This window comes from Pectobacterium actinidiae (assembly GCF_000803315.1).
Lineage (GTDB): Bacteria > Pseudomonadota > Gammaproteobacteria > Enterobacterales > Enterobacteriaceae > Pectobacterium > Pectobacterium actinidiae.
The window spans coordinates 414,524-431,270 of the sequence record NZ_JRMH01000002.1; the positions used below are offsets into that span (position 1 = coordinate 414,524).

Annotated in this window: 14 protein-coding genes; 5 read left to right on the plus strand and 9 right to left on the minus strand. The window is 52.0% G+C overall.

Features of this window, described 5'->3' with window-relative positions:
- The first annotated feature begins 29 nt into the window (after positions 1-29).
- Entirely contained in the window at positions 30-707 is a 678-nt protein-coding gene (locus KKH3_RS19420) for a 7-cyano-7-deazaguanine/7-aminomethyl-7-deazaguanine transporter (RefSeq protein WP_039363497.1), read from the plus strand.
- Between the two features lie 186 nt (positions 708-893).
- Entirely contained in the window at positions 894-1,460 is a 567-nt protein-coding gene (locus KKH3_RS19425; protein WP_039363500.1) for a DcrB family lipoprotein, read from the plus strand.
- Positions 1,461-1,677: 217 nt separating this feature from the next.
- Here KKH3_RS19425 and KKH3_RS19430 read toward each other — a convergent pair whose 3' ends face one another.
- The gene (locus tag KKH3_RS19430; protein ID WP_039363501.1) at positions 1,678-2,874 is read right to left on the minus strand and encodes an MFS transporter; all 1,197 of its coding nucleotides are present in this window, start codon (positions 2,872-2,874) and stop codon (positions 1,678-1,680) included.
- A gap of 138 nt (positions 2,875-3,012) precedes the next feature.
- On the opposite strand from KKH3_RS19430, the gene yhjD reads away from it, so the two are divergent.
- A complete protein-coding gene (yhjD, locus tag KKH3_RS19435; RefSeq protein ID WP_039363503.1) occupies positions 3,013-4,029 on the plus strand; it encodes an inner membrane protein YhjD in 1,017 nt (338 codons plus the stop codon).
- A gap of 147 nt (positions 4,030-4,176) precedes the next feature.
- Positions 4,177-5,109: a 2-dehydro-3-deoxygluconokinase gene (kdgK, locus tag KKH3_RS19440; protein WP_039363505.1), complete on the plus strand. Its 933-nt coding sequence runs from the start codon at positions 4,177-4,179 to the stop codon at positions 5,107-5,109.
- A 96-nt stretch (positions 5,110-5,205) separates the two neighbouring features.
- Here the strand turns inward: kdgK and KKH3_RS22360 are convergent, their stop codons facing one another.
- The 8 genes from KKH3_RS22360 to bcsE all read right to left on the minus strand — a co-directional run bounded on the left by KKH3_RS22360 (position 5,206) and on the right by bcsE (position 16,241).
- On the minus strand, positions 5,206-5,358 hold the full coding sequence (locus KKH3_RS22360) for a hypothetical protein (RefSeq protein ID WP_167371731.1): 153 nt from the start codon (positions 5,356-5,358) through the stop codon (positions 5,206-5,208).
- 326 nt (positions 5,359-5,684) lie between these two features.
- Positions 5,685-7,265: a methyl-accepting chemotaxis protein gene (locus tag KKH3_RS19445; RefSeq protein WP_039363508.1), complete on the minus strand. Its 1,581-nt coding sequence runs from the start codon at positions 7,263-7,265 to the stop codon at positions 5,685-5,687.
- Positions 7,266-7,795: 530 nt separating this feature from the next.
- On the minus strand, positions 7,796-9,286 hold the full coding sequence (locus KKH3_RS19450; RefSeq protein ID WP_039363510.1) for a M16 family metallopeptidase: 1,491 nt from the start codon (positions 9,284-9,286) through the stop codon (positions 7,796-7,798).
- Between the two features lie 358 nt (positions 9,287-9,644).
- Positions 9,645-10,937, minus strand: a complete 1,293-nt coding sequence (locus KKH3_RS19455; protein WP_010301199.1) for a dicarboxylate/amino acid:cation symporter — start codon at positions 10,935-10,937, stop codon at positions 9,645-9,647.
- Between the two features lie 319 nt (positions 10,938-11,256).
- On the minus strand, positions 11,257-12,408 hold the full coding sequence (locus tag KKH3_RS19460) for a diguanylate cyclase (protein WP_052201392.1): 1,152 nt from the start codon (positions 12,406-12,408) through the stop codon (positions 11,257-11,259).
- Positions 12,409-12,776: 368 nt separating this feature from the next.
- A complete protein-coding gene (gene bcsG / locus KKH3_RS19465) occupies positions 12,777-14,432 on the minus strand; it encodes a cellulose biosynthesis protein BcsG (RefSeq protein ID WP_039363520.1) in 1,656 nt (551 codons plus the stop codon).
- Between the two features lies 1 nt (position 14,433).
- Complete coding sequence (gene bcsF, locus KKH3_RS19470) at positions 14,434-14,652, minus strand: cellulose biosynthesis protein BcsF (RefSeq protein ID WP_039363522.1); 219 nt, start codon at positions 14,650-14,652, stop codon at positions 14,434-14,436.
- Positions 14,652-16,241, minus strand: coding sequence for a cellulose biosynthesis protein BcsE (gene bcsE, locus KKH3_RS19475; RefSeq protein WP_039363524.1), 1,590 nt, complete (start codon positions 16,239-16,241; stop codon positions 14,652-14,654). The genes bcsF and bcsE overlap by 1 nt, the downstream gene beginning before the upstream one ends.
- Positions 16,242-16,537: 296 nt before the next feature.
- Here bcsE and bcsR point away from each other — a divergent pair, with 296 nt between their 5' ends.
- The gene (gene bcsR / locus KKH3_RS19480) at positions 16,538-16,747 is read left to right on the plus strand and encodes a cellulose biosynthesis protein BcsR (protein WP_039363526.1); all 210 of its coding nucleotides are present in this window, start codon (positions 16,538-16,540) and stop codon (positions 16,745-16,747) included.

Sequence of the window (16,747 nt, forward strand, 5' to 3'; positions counted from 1 at the left end):
CTAACCCCAATAACCAAAAAGGTCACATTATGTATCGTTTTACTCCCCAGCAGCGGCTTACGGCGCTGATCTGGCTATCGTTGTTCCATGTCCTGATCATTACGTCGAGTAATTATCTGGTCCAGCTCCCGGTATTGATTTTCGGTTTTCATACCACCTGGGGGGCATTTACCTTTCCCTTTATTTTTCTGGCCACTGACCTAACGGTACGGATTTTCGGTGCGCCGCTGGCGCGTCGTATCATTCTAACCGTGATGGTGCCAGCTCTGGTGATTTCCTATCTGGTTTCCTGCCTGTTTTATCAGGGATCGTGGCAATCATTCGAGGCGTTAAGCCAGGTGAATATCGTCGTGGCACGTATCGCCTGCGCCAGCTTCATGGCTTATGTTCTCGGTCAGATTCTGGATGTTCACGTTTTCAACCGTCTGCGCCAAAAACGTGCGTGGTGGGTCGCTCCGGCCGTATCAACCGTGTTTGGTAATTTCAGCGATACGCTGGCCTTTTTCTTCATTGCGTTTTACCACAGCACTGATGCCTTTATGGCGGCAAACTGGGTTGAAATCGCGATGGTGGATTATGCCTTCAAACTGCTGATCAGCCTGGCGTTCTTTCTGCCGATGTACGGTGTCATGCTGAACATGGTGCTTAAACGTCTAAGCGAGCAGAAAGACTCGGCCGACTACCGTTCTATCAGCAGCCACCATTAATGCCAATCGGGCGGCTATTTACGCCGCCTTTCTCCTGAAGTCACTTATCGTTTTGTAAAAATAACGCAGGCAACAACAACGGATTGCAACAACAAAATGCTTGTTTTTGCTATCTGAATAGGGTGCCATACTGTTATTACCTGTTTAAAACGATTATCGGTTTCAAAAACGAGAGAAAGGGATCCCATGTCGAATGTAATCAAATACCTCGGTGTCGGCTTGCTTGTCGGCCTGCTTGCTGCCTGTGATGGCAAAACGGATGACGCTGCAAAAGCGGGGGCACAAGATAAACCTGCCGCAGAAGCTACCGCGAGCCAGAATATTGAGTTAATGGAGGGCAAGGTGGCGTTTACCCTGCCAGCCGATATGCGCGATCAAAGCGGTAAAGTCGGTACACAGGCGAACAACATGCACGTTTACGCCAATGATAATGGGCAGAAAGCGGTCATCGTGATTCTGGGCGACAACACCACAGAAGAGTTGACCGTGCTGGCACAGCGTCTGGAAGACCAGCAACGCACGCGTGACGCCAATCTTCAGGTCGTCACCAACAAAACCATCGACGTTGACGGCAAGAAACTGCAACAGCTCGACAGCATTATCACCAGCAGCGGACAGCAGGCTTATTCCTCTGTCGTGCTGGGTAAAGTGGAAAACCAACTGCTGACCTTGCAGATCACACTGCCAGCCAGCAATCAGCAACAGGCGCAGAGCGAAGCAGAAGGCATTATCCACACCCTGAAGCTGAAATAATCGGCGTTATCGTCGGAAGTAGCCACCGAGGTGGCTATTCAAAGGATATAGCAAAGTACGCAGAGCGGTGATAATGGATAGATCGTAAAGACGCGGTAAATACATCCGTGTACGCCCGAGCCGCGCCATCCCTGGCGCGGACGCTTTACTCTTCTATTCCATTATCACCGTATTCATTTCGTGTATTAGGGTTGTCTACGGCCCGCATTGCTATTCTCTAGACGCTCGCGATCCGCTGAGCCAATCGCCATGTCAGTGCCAGACCGCATAGCCCTAACAGCGCCGCCGCCAGATAAATAGAGGCGATGCCAGTATAGGCCATCAGCACGCCCGCCACCGGCCCGACGATGCCCAGCGACAAGTCGAGAAATATCGTATAGGTTGCCAGCGCACTGCCCTGATTCTGCGGTGATACCGCTTTGACGGCGACAACACCTAATGCCGGGAACACCAGAGAGAAACCCGCTCCCGCAAGGAACGCACCGACTTCCGCCATCAGCGGCTGCGTCGCCCCCCAGACCAGCAGCAACCCCACGATCTCAACCACAAAGCACGCGATCGCCACGCGCAATCCGCCAAATCGCTGAATACTGTTAGGAAACACCAGCCGTGCGCCGACAAAGGCACAACTGAAAATGGTCAGCGTCAGTGCCGCACCTTCCCAATTCCGATCGGCATAAAACAGCGTAATGAAGGTGGCGATCACACCAAAACCCGCAGAGGCGATCGCCAAAATAATGCCGTAAACCCAGACTTTCCCCAGCACTTCGCGGAAGGGAATCTTTTTCCCCGGTGCGACCTGCACCGCGGGGCGCGGCAGCGCGAGAACTATCGCCACAGCCGCAATGAGGATAATGCACACGGAAAGCAGTTTTAGCCCACCGATATGGTTGAGCCAGACGCCGAGCGGTGCGCCAATCGCCATCGCGCCGTAAGTCGCAATGCCGTTCCATGAAATCACACGCCCAATATGTCGGGAACCGACCACGCCGACGCCCCATAGCGTTGCGCCAGTACCGGCAAAGCTCTGTCCCGCGCCGAGCACAATACGTCCGAGACACAGTAACAGCAGTGTAATCGCAGGCGAGGCGTCGCTAAAGGCGGCCAGCAGATAACACACCCCGCTCAGCATCACGCCAGCCAGCCCCCAGACGACGATTTTCTTCGGCCCTTTTTCATCAGCGCTGCGACCTGCATGCGGGCGGCTCACTAACGTGGAGAAGTATTGCAGGCTAATCACCAGACCAGCCCAGAATGCGCTATAGCCAAGATGATCGTGCACATATCCCGGCAGCACCGCCAACGGCAGGCCAATATTCAGATAGCTGGCGAAGTTGAACGCCACAATCGAAACGATGCGCAGGTTAAGGCGCAGACCGCTCAGCGCCGGTTCGGATGGGGAAGGTGTTGGCATGGAAAATTCGCTCGCTTAGCGCCCGTGTATGACATACGTACAAAAAAACATCGAAAAGTCACATTCTTATATTGTTGGTTATAATCAAACTAATACCCTGTCTTTCTATAAACTAATCCTGAACACAGGAGAAACGCAATGCCTGTACCGGTAGACCCGGATCGTCAGTCAACATCGTCAACCCCAGAAGGGGACAAATCACCGCAGAGATCCCTCTCATTTCTGGGCAAAAGCAAACGTCTGGCCGCACGGATTCAGGCGATTCCCAGCATCGCGCACCTGATCCGCGCGGGCGAACGTTTCAACGATCGCATGGGGAACCAGTTTGGCGCGGCGATTACCTACTTTTCCTTTCTGTCGCTGATCCCAATTCTCATGGTGTCTTTTGCCGCCGTGGGGTTCGTGCTGGCCTCCAACCCCGATCTGCTAACAGGGCTGATTAACCGCATCGTCAACAGTATCAGCGATCCTAATCTGGCTAATACGCTGAAAAGTACCGTCAACACCGCCGTTCAGCAGCGTACTACCGTCGGGATTACCGGTTTGCTGATCGCACTCTATTCCGGCGTCAGTTGGATGGGAAACCTGCGTGAGGCGATTCGCGCCCAGTCGCGCGACGTGTGGGAACGCAACCCGAAAGATGAAGAGAAGATTTACTTTCAGTACACGCGGGATTTCCTGTCTCTGACCGGTCTGGTCATTGCGCTCATTATTACACTTTTCCTGACCTCCGTTGCCGGCACCGCGCAAAACATGATTGTGACCGCGCTGGGGCTAGATGGCATCGAATGGCTGCGTCCCCCGTTGACGCTGATTGCTCTATCAATCTCCATCTTCGCCAACTATCTGTTATTTCTATGGATATTTTTCGTTTTACCGCGCCATAAGCCCAAACGCAAAGCGCTCTTTCGCGGCACGCTGATCGCCGCTGTGGGCTTTGAAATCATCAAATTCGCGATGACCGTCGCACTGCCTAAACTGGCCAGCTCGCCTTCCGGTGCCGCGTTCGGTTCGGTCATTGGCCTGATGGCGTTCTTCTATTTCTTCGCTCGTCTGACGCTCTTCTGCGCCGCCTGGATCGCAACGGCGAACTATAAAGGCGACACCTCGGCAGATCAGAATGAGCAGGAGAAAGAACCGTCCTCCGATCGCTAAAAGCAGCGTGAAAGCCCTGGTTTTCCGATCTGCGTCATGAAAAAATAAAACATCGTTTCAAGACTATTGACTCAGTCTCACGTAATGTTGAGACTGACGTTAATTTCCGCGTTTTTATACCCAGCTTTTTCAAACAGGCCAAGAGTGATGACAACTACTAACATTGCCGTAATCGGCGAGTGCATGATCGAACTGTCGCAGAAGGGCACGGATCTTAACCGTGGATTTGGCGGCGATACGCTGAACACGGCCGTTTATATTGCCCGTCAGGTAAATGCCGATAAGCTGGGCGTGCATTACGTGACGGCGCTAGGCACCGATAGCTTCAGTACCGAGATGGTTGCCGCCTGGCAAAAAGAAAAGGTAAAAACCGACCTGATTCAGCGACTGGACAACAAACTGCCCGGTTTATACTTCATTGAAACCGACGATAGCGGTGAGCGTACGTTCTACTATTGGCGTAATGATGCCGCTGCCCGCTACTGGCTGGACAGCCCGGAAGCAGAAAAAATCGGTCAATCACTGGCACACTTTGACTATCTTTATCTGAGCGGCATCAGTCTGGCGATTCTGAACGCCGAAAGCCGTCAGCGCCTCCTCGCCCTGCTGCGCGCCTGCCGTGCCAACGGCGGTAAGGTGATTTTTGATAACAACTATCGCCCACGTCTATGGCAGAGCAAGGAAGAAACGCAGCAGGCCTACACCGACATCCTGTCCTGTACCGATATCGCATTCCTGACACTGGATGACGAAGACATGCTCTGGGGTACGAAGCCGCTGGAAGTCGTGCTGGATCGGACGCACGGTTTGGGCGTTAGCGAAGTGGTCATCAAACGCGGTGCCGATTCCTGCATCGTGTCAGAACGTGGGCAAGAACTGGTTGATGTTCCCGCAATCAAATTATCAAAAGAGAAAGTGGTCGATACCACCGCCGCAGGCGACTCTTTCAGCGCAGGTTATCTGGCAGTACGTCTGAATGGCGGTAGCACGCAGGAAGCAGCACAGCGTGGTCACCTGACGGCCAGCACGGTCATTCAATACCGTGGCGCGATTATCCCGCTTGGCGCGATGCCAGCATGAACGCCGTGCATCAGATCAATGGAAAGGCCGCTACTGCGGCCTTAGATGATGGCTCATCGGTATGGTAGAAATCTGCCTTACCGATGAGTTTGCGACTTAACGCGCTCCCGGCGGGTTCATCGGTTGTTCCTGGAAACCGCCGCGTGGACCGCCACCACCGCCGCCGCCGCCGCCCGGAGGAGGGAACAGACAACCACTCAACATAGTGATCAGCGCGATCACCCCCGCCGCTTTAAGAGTACGACTCATATTTTATCCCTCGGTGCATTGATGAAACACGAAGGATAATAGAAGCGGTGCAAAGCAGTAACAACGAGATTTTTCCTTAAAATCCATTTATAAATAAAGAGTTACACTATCTAACGCTCTCCTGACGATATCCCGTATTTTCCCCTACACAAGTCTTTCCGCTCACCGGAATAACTCCATTCATTCAAGCACAAGCTCAAGGGGAAACACGGAGATAAGGTTCCGTAGGGAGATCTCACACCGTTATCTCCCCCGAAATCTCACTCTTTAACTGATAAGCCGTTAGCGTGCTGAAACAATGTCTTCCTCACCCTATTCGGCGGCGATTATCTCCCCAGATATAAGTGGGGTTGATTCACCATTGGTGTGACCTGAAATACGGCGACGGCCTGTACGAGTTGCTGAGCTTGTTCTTTCAGATTTTCCGCAGCGGCGGCACTTTCTTCCACCAAGGCAGCGTTTTGCTGAGTCACACTATCGATCTGGGTTATGGCCTGCCCAACCTGTTTCACTCCTGAGCTTTGCTCCTGGCTGGAGGCACTGATTTCGGACACGATATCCGTCACTTGATTAATCGCGGTCATAATTCGTGTCATGGTTTCGCCTGCCTCATCCACCAGTTGGCTACCTTGCTCAACCTGCCCGACGCTGTTGGTGATAAGTTCGCTGATCTCTTTCGCCGCATTAGCGCTACGTTGCGCCAAATTACGCACTTCGGAGGCGACAACGGCAAAGCCACGCCCTTGCTCACCTGCACGTGCGGCTTCTACCGCAGCGTTCAGCGCCAGGATATTGGTCTGGAAGGCAATGCTGTCAATGACATTGATGATGTCCGAGATCTTTTTCGAACTGCTGTTGATACCTTTCATGGTTTCTATCACGCGTTCGACCATCTGCCCGCCTTCCGCTGCCAATGTTGATGCACCAGATGCCAACTGGTTGGCCTGACGGGCATTTTCGGCGTTATTGCTGACCGTGGAGCCTAACTGCTCCATTGTGGCGGAGGTTTGTTGCAGTGCGCTGGCTTGTTCTTCTGTGCGTTGACTCAGATCCTGATTGCCCTGAGAGATTTGGATACTGGCCGTCGCCAGACTTTCAGCATTACTGCGTACACTGGTGACGATCCCTGATAGAGACGCTTGCATCTCTTTCAATTGTGCAAGTAGGCTTACCTGGTCGTTATCCTTGACGGAAATCGGACGAGAAAGATCGCCCTGCGCCATCAGGTTGACCACCTGTGAGGCCACCAGCGGTTCTCCGCCCAACTGACGAAGCAGGCTGCGCAGAATCACTGCACCCAGTAAAATCGATGCCAGAGCAACCACAATAACCGCGAGTAACGAGATGATACGCGTGGTCATATCAATATTCTGCTGTTCCGTTACCTTGGCGTTGGCTAATTCATCCTGTGCTTTTTTCAGGGTGAACAATGCGCCAAATGTTTGATCCGCATTGGCTTTAACTTCATTTTTATTAATTTCGCTGGCATTTTTCATATCGCCAGATTCAACAGCTTGTACCTGATGTTCCATCCCTTTACGCATCAACGTATACGATGACAGTAACCCATCAAAAGATGACGTCATACTGCTATCAATAATGGGTTTAAGCGTATTGAGCAGAGTTTCGACCTTGGTGAAATTCTCAGTGTTTTGGCTTTTCCAGGTAGCGATCGAGGCTGGATCGCCAATCGCGATCATACGGAGGATATTGATGTCGACACGGGTGAGAAGGCCGTCAATCTGGCCGATGATCGATGCCGCCTGATAGTCTTTTTCATACAAGCTTTGTAATTCTGTTGTGGTATCAGCCTGACGGGAAAGCAAAAACGCAGCCAGTATCATAAAAGAGATAATAATTGCCGCTATCATTGTTGCTAATTTTTTCTTAACACTCCACCTATTCATAGATTGCTCTCAGATTGTCATCGCCTGACGTTGTAAACACAGACGGCCTTACGGCATGGTCTGCAATATGACGAAATTAGTCCCATTTTCGTTCATGAAGAATATCGACCATTAACTGAGCGCGCTTGAATGCGAAAGGTATAATGATAGTAAAAATATTATGCAGGAATTGTAACCAAACATTAACATCTAAATTAAATTATCAATGTCGTATATTAATAGCAATGAAAGTAATTTGATCAATGAGGCATAAATGGAACGGGAAGGTAAAAAAGCGAATCTTGCGCTGCATACTGTTCACTTAAACGTGAACGTAGAGGGAAGCACGATCTGAGCTTCCGAAGGAAACCCCATACAGCGATCTCCCCCGGAATCTCAATCCTACATTCGTTATTACGCTGGCGTTAAATTGCGGACAAATCCATAAGCATCGCGGCCTTAAGATGATGGCTCATAAGGTGTGGCACAGGACTGCCTTACCGATGAGTTTGCGGCTTAACGCGATCACCTGATGCCAAAAAGCGACAGCCTTACTGCCCGACAGGCGATTTTTCAGCTTCAGGTGCCACTGTCGCAGCGCTGGCAGCCGGTTCGGCAGTTGGCGTCATAATCTGGTCGTAGATTTCCTGCAACGCCTTCATATTCGCTTCCGGTTCACCTGGCTGTTGGATCAACATCAGCGTCGTATCCTGTGCCAGCTGCTGGTGCAGCTCCTGATTCAACATATCAAGCGTCAACGCAGACAGGTAGGTCTGGCGCAGCTTCTGATACTGCTCGGGAGCAATATCCACAACGCCATTCTGCTGGGAGCGCAGGCGCTGATCCATCAGGATGTCCGTGCTGGTACGCGCATAGGTGGCAAACAGCTTGTTCAGCTCATCCGTCTTACGCGCAATCAGCGCATCAAACTCTTGCTGTGTCAGCCCTTTTTCACGCAGCGTCGCCAACTCACGCGCCATAAACGTCACGCCCGGCTCAACGCCCTCGCTATTCGGTACATCCATATGAATCGCGCATTGAGAACGGGTATAAAACACATTGCAGTCGAAGCGGAGGTTGTTGCTCTTCAGTGAGCTCTTCTCCAGCGCCTGTTGCAGGTGCCAGAACATCGCCTCCCGCGTCATATCACCCAGCCAGTAGCGAACCAGCGCCTGCGATTCACGAATCGGATGCCACGGGGCATCCCACATGAGCGACAACGTATCCTGCTGGACGTTGTTATTCATCAGGCTGATCGCCTGCTGCGGTAGCGGGCTTAATGTCGGCAACGGCGCTGGCGCTTCACGTTTTCCTGCCAACGGGGAGAAGACTTTCCCGATCTGCTCGCTCACGCTGCGGTTATCCACATGACCGACGATGTAGAGCGTCATCGCATCTGGCGTGTACCAGGTTTTATAAAACTGCTGGAGCTGCTCGCCATTCAACGGCGGTTTGACGTCCTGAGCAGGATCGTGCGCCAGCAGGGGTGAGCCTTTCAGGCGATAGCGCCAGCTCGGATCTTGTGGGTTAACCGGAAAGGTTTCCACCTGATCGGGTACCTTCAACGCAGCCTGTAGGTTTTTTTCGTCGAACGTCATCTGCCCTGCACTTTCCGCCAGCCACGTAAGCGCTTCTTTCAGCAATTCGGGGCGATTATTCGGCAAACTCAGGTTATATGACGTGTAGTCGTACGAGACAATGACCGGAGGTAGAACGCGTGAGCTGTTAGCGTCCCGCATCCACATGGAAGGTCGCTGAGCGGCGGACAGCTTATCGCCAGGCGCTAAGGCCAGACGGGGAAGAAAATGGGCAAAACCTACCTGCTGAGCGTTTTCCAGAAGTGACCCGGCATTAACAACCAGACGCAGCTCAACCCGATCGCCGGGGCGCTGTGGTGTGGTCAATAACTGCCAGGTAAAACCATTATCAAGCTTACCCTGCTGCCAGGCAGGATCGGGCTGTAGTGCTTCAGCCTGCACGCTGCTGCTGACTGCGGCCAGCAACAAACCACCAACGAAAAGCGCCTTTTTGGTGCCCTGCATGTGAACCCCTACTCATAGCTATCCAACATAATAATGTGGTTATTGTTGATCATTATGGTGGCCTTGCGTCTGCCACCGCACACTCTCGTGGATATATCACGGAAAAAATTAAAGACGCGAAGTGTACCATTCCCTTAGACCGCGCGCTTTTGTCTATGTCACTCCAGAAGACGAAATAATCTGCAAAAAAGGTAAAAATAGTCATATTTAACAATATTTTTACTTTTCATGCCGGGTAAGAAAGGAGGGAGCAACGGTTTGGTTAAACATGTGGTAGACAAAAAAATTCCCCACGGAGCGTTAACGCCGTGGGGAACTGATTTAAAAAACTATGTTGAAATGATAACTACAACCGGAATTATGACTGCGCAGTTGGTGTGGCTGCGTTATCGTTCTTGTTGGTGCCAGACAGTTCAGCATCCAGTTTCTTCTCGTCCAGCTCGCGGCAGTATTTCGCTACCACGATGGTCGCCACACCGTTACCAATCAGGTTGGTCAGCGCGCGGGCTTCTGACATGAAGCGGTCAATACCCAGAATCAGCGCCAGACCAGCAACTGGCAGGTGGCCTACGGCAGACAGCGTTGCCGCCAGCACGATGAAACCACTTCCCGTCACGCCCGCTGCGCCTTTAGAGGACAGCAGCAGTACCACCAGCAGCGTAATCTGATGCCAGATATCCATGTGGCTGTTGGTCGCCTGAGCGATAAATACCGCCGCCATCGTCAGATAGATGGAGGTGCCATCAAGGTTGAACGAGTAACCGGTAGGGATCACCAGACCCACGACAGATTTTTTACAACCGACCTTCTCCATTTTCTCCAGCATACGTGGCAGCACGGATTCAGAAGAAGATGTGCCCAGTACGATCAGCAGTTCTTCACGGATATAGCGAATGAATTTGAAGATGCTGAAGCCTGTCGCTCTGGCAATACTGCCCAGAACTAGGAACACGAACAGCACACAGGTGATGTAGAAGCAAGCGATCAGCTGTCCCAGCTGTATCAGCGTACCGACACCATATTTACCGATGGTGAAGGCCATAGCACCGAACGCACCCAGCGGAGCCAGTTTCATGATCATGTTAATGACGCCGAAAATGACCTTGGAGAAGCTGTCGATCACGTCAAAAATCACTTTGCCTTTTGGCCCTAAGCGGTGCAACGCAAAGCCAAACATCACAGCAAACAGCAGAACCTGCAAGATATTACCGCTGGCAAACGCACCGACCACGCTCGCTGGAATCACATCCATCAGGAACGGAATCAGACCCTGTTGCGAAGCCTGTTGGGTATAAACCGCCACCGCAGACGCATCAAGCGTACTTGGATCGATGTTCATGCCCACGCCAGGTTGCACCACGTTGACCACGACCAGGCCGATAATCAGCGCAATTGTACTGACTATTTCAAAATACAGCAGGGCGACCGCACCAGTACGACCGACCGACTTCATACTTTCCATGCCTGCGATACCGGTGACTACCGTACAGAAGATAACCGGCGCAATAATCATTTTAATTAATTTAACAAACCCATCGCCCAGCGGCTTCATTTGCTCACCAAGCTGGGGGTAGAAATGCCCCAACAGTATCCCTATTGTAATGGCGGCAAGAACTTGAAAATAAAGACTTTTAAAAATTGATGTTTTCATACATACGTCCTATGGTGGGGAAAACACAGGAGGGGAATAGGGTACGAAAATGCCGCCTGTGATTGCGCCGAAAAGTAACATTGCAATAACAAGCTGAGAATGTTTTATAAGTTTAGTTTGTGAACGACAGGTTAAAAACAAGAGCTGAATCACGTCAGCAGGAATTATAAAGAAACATTCGTGCAATTTACTTGTAACAGATGCACGTTTTTCCGGCAGAGCGATTGCTTTGGAAAGCCCTCAAACCCCCGCCATACGGGGAATTCACCTTTCAGGAAACCCACCTATAAAAAGTAACATTTGCGTTACCTGTGAATGTTCAGGAAGGCACCGTGAGATGGTGAATTCCGCATTTTTTATCGCGTCGTGCCAACTGCATAGCAAAACGTGCCTGGGATAAAAGCAGCGCCGCCTCCTCGGGTCGAGGATCGGTCATGGTGAGGATACCGACGCTGACAGCCCGCGCAGGCTCTGAATCCGCAGGTAAAAAGGGTGAATTAATCGCCAGCATCACGTTTTGCGCCCAATCTTGCGCCTGTCCGGCGGATTGCAGCGGCTTCCCGATGATAGCGAACTCATCACAGTCGAGACGCGCCAGATAGACTAGCCCTGACTCGTTTTGTTCTTCAATCGCCGCGCAGAGCTGCTTTGCCAGCGTGTCTACCTTGCCCTGCTTGCTGGCGGACGAATCAAGCCCGAAAACCAGCAGACTGAACGGTGTTGCGTCAGCCAGACGCTGTTCAAGACGTCGCATGAAGTGCGCGTTATCCGGCAACCCCGCCCCTTCCGTTCCGGCAGAAAGCGACTGCGCCAGCAGTTGTTGATTGCGGTTATAGCTGCGCACCAGCGCGCCCAGCTCATCGTCCTGATGCCAGGGCGGCAGCGTAAGTTGACGGTGGAGCATGTCGTCCGGCGGTAGATGCTGTAACTCGACAATAATCCCCCGCAGCGGATGTATCAGCAGGCGGTTAATGCACCAGGTAATGGCGATCGACATAATCAACGCCAGCAGCAGGTACGTCGCCAGCATGGTTGAAAAGGTACTGACGATAAATTGATACATCCGGTAGGAATCCGCCTGCAACACCAGATGCGCCAGCGGAGCCGAATACTGCGTCTGCGGCGGCGAATAGAGCGGAATAGAGATGCGGATCGGCAGCTTAAAAACCCGAGCGATCCAGTCTGGCACGGGACGCTCTTTCGGGAAATTCGCGTGTAGCGTCTGGAAATCATCCGGCAGCAGCACATCTGCCCGGCTCAGAAAAGCAACTGGCAACAGGCTATCCAGAATATTGCCCGCCCGCTGCACTTCCCCTTGTAACACCGCATCTGTCAGCGGTTGACGCACGGAATACGCGATGCTCTCCAACTGCTTGGCATAATCTTCACGGCGCTGATGAACGAAGTGAAAGAGCTGTATGACGATGAACAGGCTGATCGTCACCAGTGCCACGGCTGACACGGCTGTCATCTGTTTAATCGTTAATGAACGTCTGAGCCGCAAGCGCTTTCTCCGTCAACCTTTTATGCAGACCTGAATACCTGGCCCACCAAACCACAAACAGGTGAGCAATACAAAACGCGAAAAACGCGCACGCGTTACACACGGCGACACGATTTACACGAGGCAAATAGTATAAGGCAGCTTATCGCCGCCTTAACGCTGTTTTCTGCTGGTGTTTCGGGGATTTCATCTTAATCCTAGGCTACCCTCGGCAGCAGCGATAACGCGGCCTCAGAATAGGGGATATCCGCTGCATAAGCCAGCACGGCTATGCGTAGAGCAGACAGGGAAATCGGGCAGGATTCTCACCTGCCCGATAAAATGATGGGATAACGTTATTGCGGATAAGGTACCCAGTCTCCGCCGTTCAGGCGAATGTATGGTTTTCCCTGATATTGCATCACGATAGCGTTCTCATTTTCCGAGATCGCTTCCGTTTGCGGCAGTGCGTTCGTCAGCGTTTGCCAGTCGACAGCAGGCGCGGTGAACACTTTGCCGTCGACCAGTCGAGCCACCAGTTCTGAAATCGCCAGATAGCTGCTCGGAGACGTAATCTCCAGCGCGTCACCCTGATGCGGCGCCTGTAGGCCAAACAGTTTCACACCGACAGGAATATGCGTGATGCTCGGGCTAGGAATATCGCGCAGCCCGGACATTTGCATTTTATCCCCAGCCAGCGCCGCGCCGTGCTCCGGCACCACAATGACCATGACTTTACGGCCGGATTTTTGCAACTCGTCAAAAAACGCATCCAGTTGGTCAAACAGAGTTTTCGCGCGTGGTGCATAGTCTGCCGACTGATTGCTTCCCACAAAACGGTTACCGTCATGGAGCGGAATCAGGTTAAAGAAGGTCGCGTTACGCGTCGTCGTCGCTTTACCCCGTTCGCCCAACCAGCGATTTAACAGCTCCAGATCGTTATAAATTGGCTCGCCGTCGAACGACGTAATCTGGTGACTGATGCCCTCCTGCGACAGCATCGGGATCTGAATATCTCCCTCTTCACGCACCTCACGCAGGTAGTTCCCAAAGACGCCGGAATGGTCGAGCATCAGTTGCTCTTCAAAGCCCAGCTTCACCAGATTACTGAACAGGTAACATTGCTGGTTCACTGGCTGATACAAATCGGTGTGGGACTGCTGGCCGCAGCTTGCGCGCAGCAAGCGAATGGATGCAGGCCCGCTATACGCAGTGGCAGAGTTAAACTCACGGAACAGGATATCGAACTTCTTCCACAGCGGATGGTTTTCCAACTGCACCGCTTCCAGATCCGACCACGACAGCGAACAGATATTGATAATCAGCAGGTCAAAAGGCTGTGCATCCTGCGGTAACGCGGTAGGGAACGTCGTGGTTCGCGCTTTTTCTCGCGTATAAAACTGGTTCAGATAAGCCGTCAGGTTCGCGTTCGTTGGGGGTAATGTCGCTTCGGGCAACGCGGCATCTCCCCCCGCTGGAGACGCTGCTGCGGAGGAAGCCGTCGATGCCGCAGGCATCAGCGACACAGCAGGCCCCGCCAGATTGACGATGTTTAACCACGCCAGCGCCGCCACAGTAAACACCGTAATACGAATCCACTGCGCGAAGAACAGATAGGCCACGATAATGACCGCCGCCGCACCGACCATTTGCCAGTTAATAAAGCGATTGAACAGCTCCAACAAGTAGCCTGTGCTAAAGCCGGCAACCTGCGATCCCTGACTGAGGATACTGTTGATGCCGGGCAGCCAGGTATCGTGGTAAAAAAGCCCGATACCGAGCGGAATCGCAATAATATGCCGCCAGCGGTGCAGTGTAACGTTGGGGATCGGGAACAGCAAAAACGCCAGAAAGACCAGATTAAGCAGCGGGTGAAAATTCAGGTAGCCAAACCACAACAGGGCAAATTTCAGCAAGAAATACACATTCCAGGCACCGAGCCCACGCCAGTAGCGCCAGATATTCTGCTGTTGTTGCGTATGCGGTTGCTGCTTACGTGATTTGTCGTCCATTTTATTTTTTAGTCTCTGCTGAAGTCGGCTGGGTTGAGACCGTCTTTGTTGAAGAAGCACTGCGTATCCAGACACTCGCAGGCTTCAGGTAGCGCGGCGACAATAGCCTGTTTTTCCAGTACTGAAGCCAGTGGGGAATCACACGGTGCGCCAGATAACCAAGCGTAAAGAAGATGACTGCGCTTAATAACACCAGTTGAACGATATCAATCAGGTTCATCACGACGTTTCTCCCGGTGCACGAGCCAGTAAATCGGGTTCTAGTAAATTAATAGCAATAGGTTCACGTCGTGGCGTCTGGCTACGCGGTGTCCGCTCGGCCTGCTGCAAGTGGACATAATCGTTAATCTGCTGCTCTTGCTCCAGCGTATCGTCCTTCATCATCGATTTAACTTCTGCCAGAATCTGTAGGTCTTGTGACCAGACAATCCGATTGCTAAACGCTTCATCCACCGGCAGACGGAAAATAGATTTCAGCGCGATATCGAGCTCATTCAGACGGCAGTTGGACAGGAACAAAAACAGGCGCCCCTGTGCGATCGTGACGACATCACCAAAGCGTCGCAGCGTGCACAGCGTCAACGCCTGCGCCGCCCGCACGCCCGGCACCGGGCGCAATGCGACCAGCACGCCCTTGCTGCCTTCTGGCATCAGCGTGCTATCAATCAACATCTGCACAGACTGCCGAAATGTCTCAGGAGGCTGGTAGCCCTTAATCTGCAACGGCCGCATGGTAGTCAGCAAGACGTCGACATCGACAGGAACATGCTTGGTAAAGCGCTGCCCCTGCACGCTTTCAACCCGCGTCAGGAAACGGGATAGCGGTTCTGAATGCGAGACAATAATATTCGCGCCACAGGCCAATAGCAGACGCTCGTCGCTGGCGCGCAGACAAGGCTTCATTTCTCGCACCACAATCTTCAGTAGTTCACCGCGCTGCCGACGCAGGCTATGAACCTGTTTGACCAGCGTATCTACCTGACTGGTTTGATTGAGCGCAAAAACGAGGGTAGCCGCATGCGTCAGCATACCGGTTTGTACCAAAATGGCGTTATCGTCCAGTAGCTGCCAGTTTTCTGACAGCGCAGGGGCACCTTCCATCACGCTCTTTTCCATCAGGAACAGTCCATCATCATCCAGAGACGGCGTGAGGATGGGCTCCTCTTCCTTCAGCATGTGCCACCCGTCACTGTCGGATTGCAGCATCTGCACCCTATTCGCCCGCACGCCTCTTTCCGTTGCCCACCATGACACCAGATACTGCGCGCGATCCTGTTGCCATTGCAGGCTAGCCAAACCGTAGAGCCCACGATGTTGAGAAATCAGCATATTCCTCAAGCGGGTTACGCCGCTGCTGTGGCTGATAACGACCAGCGTACACTGGCGTTGATGCAGCCATACCGCCGTGTCATCCACCCAACGCTGGAGCCTTTCCGGCGAAATATCCCGCCATAGGCTGGCCGGGGCATAAAGCACCAACAGACGGTTTTTGGGGCGCAATGCACGCATTAAATCATCGGTTAAATTCAGCAATGCGGCTTTATTTTCCGGCAATACGTAGCAAGACAATTGCTTTGTTTTGGCAGTATTACTTTCTGTCGTAAACAATGCCGTCAGAAGAGGATCAGATCTTTCCCCACAGCCTATTAACGCCACTCTCGCGTCGTTATTTTGGCTGTGCATGATTTGTTGGCAAAATAATGTGGCATCAACCTGTCGGTCAATATTCACCCAATAAAAGCCAGCCTGCTGGAGCGTATCCAACTCACCCCATAAGTGATGAATACCTAATGAAAAGTTCTGCTTCATAGACTGATTTCTTTTCCGTTAATGGCGGCATTCCACCTTAAATATACAGTCAAAATAAACTCTAGCAGCCCCTTACGGGATCACAACTGTCCGCTATGAATTATTCCTCTCCTTTGATAAATCACCTCATTACTATTTTTGGCTATTCACATTGCAATAGTGAATTCATTGCTATAGTTAATTAGCACACCTGAGTACATATAAAAGACAGCAAAGGCGTAAACCTTCATCTGCCATTCAGATGTTTCCCTTTATCGATGTCAATGATACTGGATAGCCTATTTCAGAGGCATGGAATGAATAACGAACCGAATCGTATAAATGCCAGCGCACGCACCGATTTAACGGAGGATGCAAGAACTGATGATGACCTACGGGTTCTCAGCCAGGCTTTCTCTTTACCTGAAATAAACTATATCGATATCGCCCGCCAAGCGCGTCTGAGCCAAATGATGGCTCGCTGGCCGCTACTGGATGAATTAAAAGAACCAGCCGGGAGCGACTGA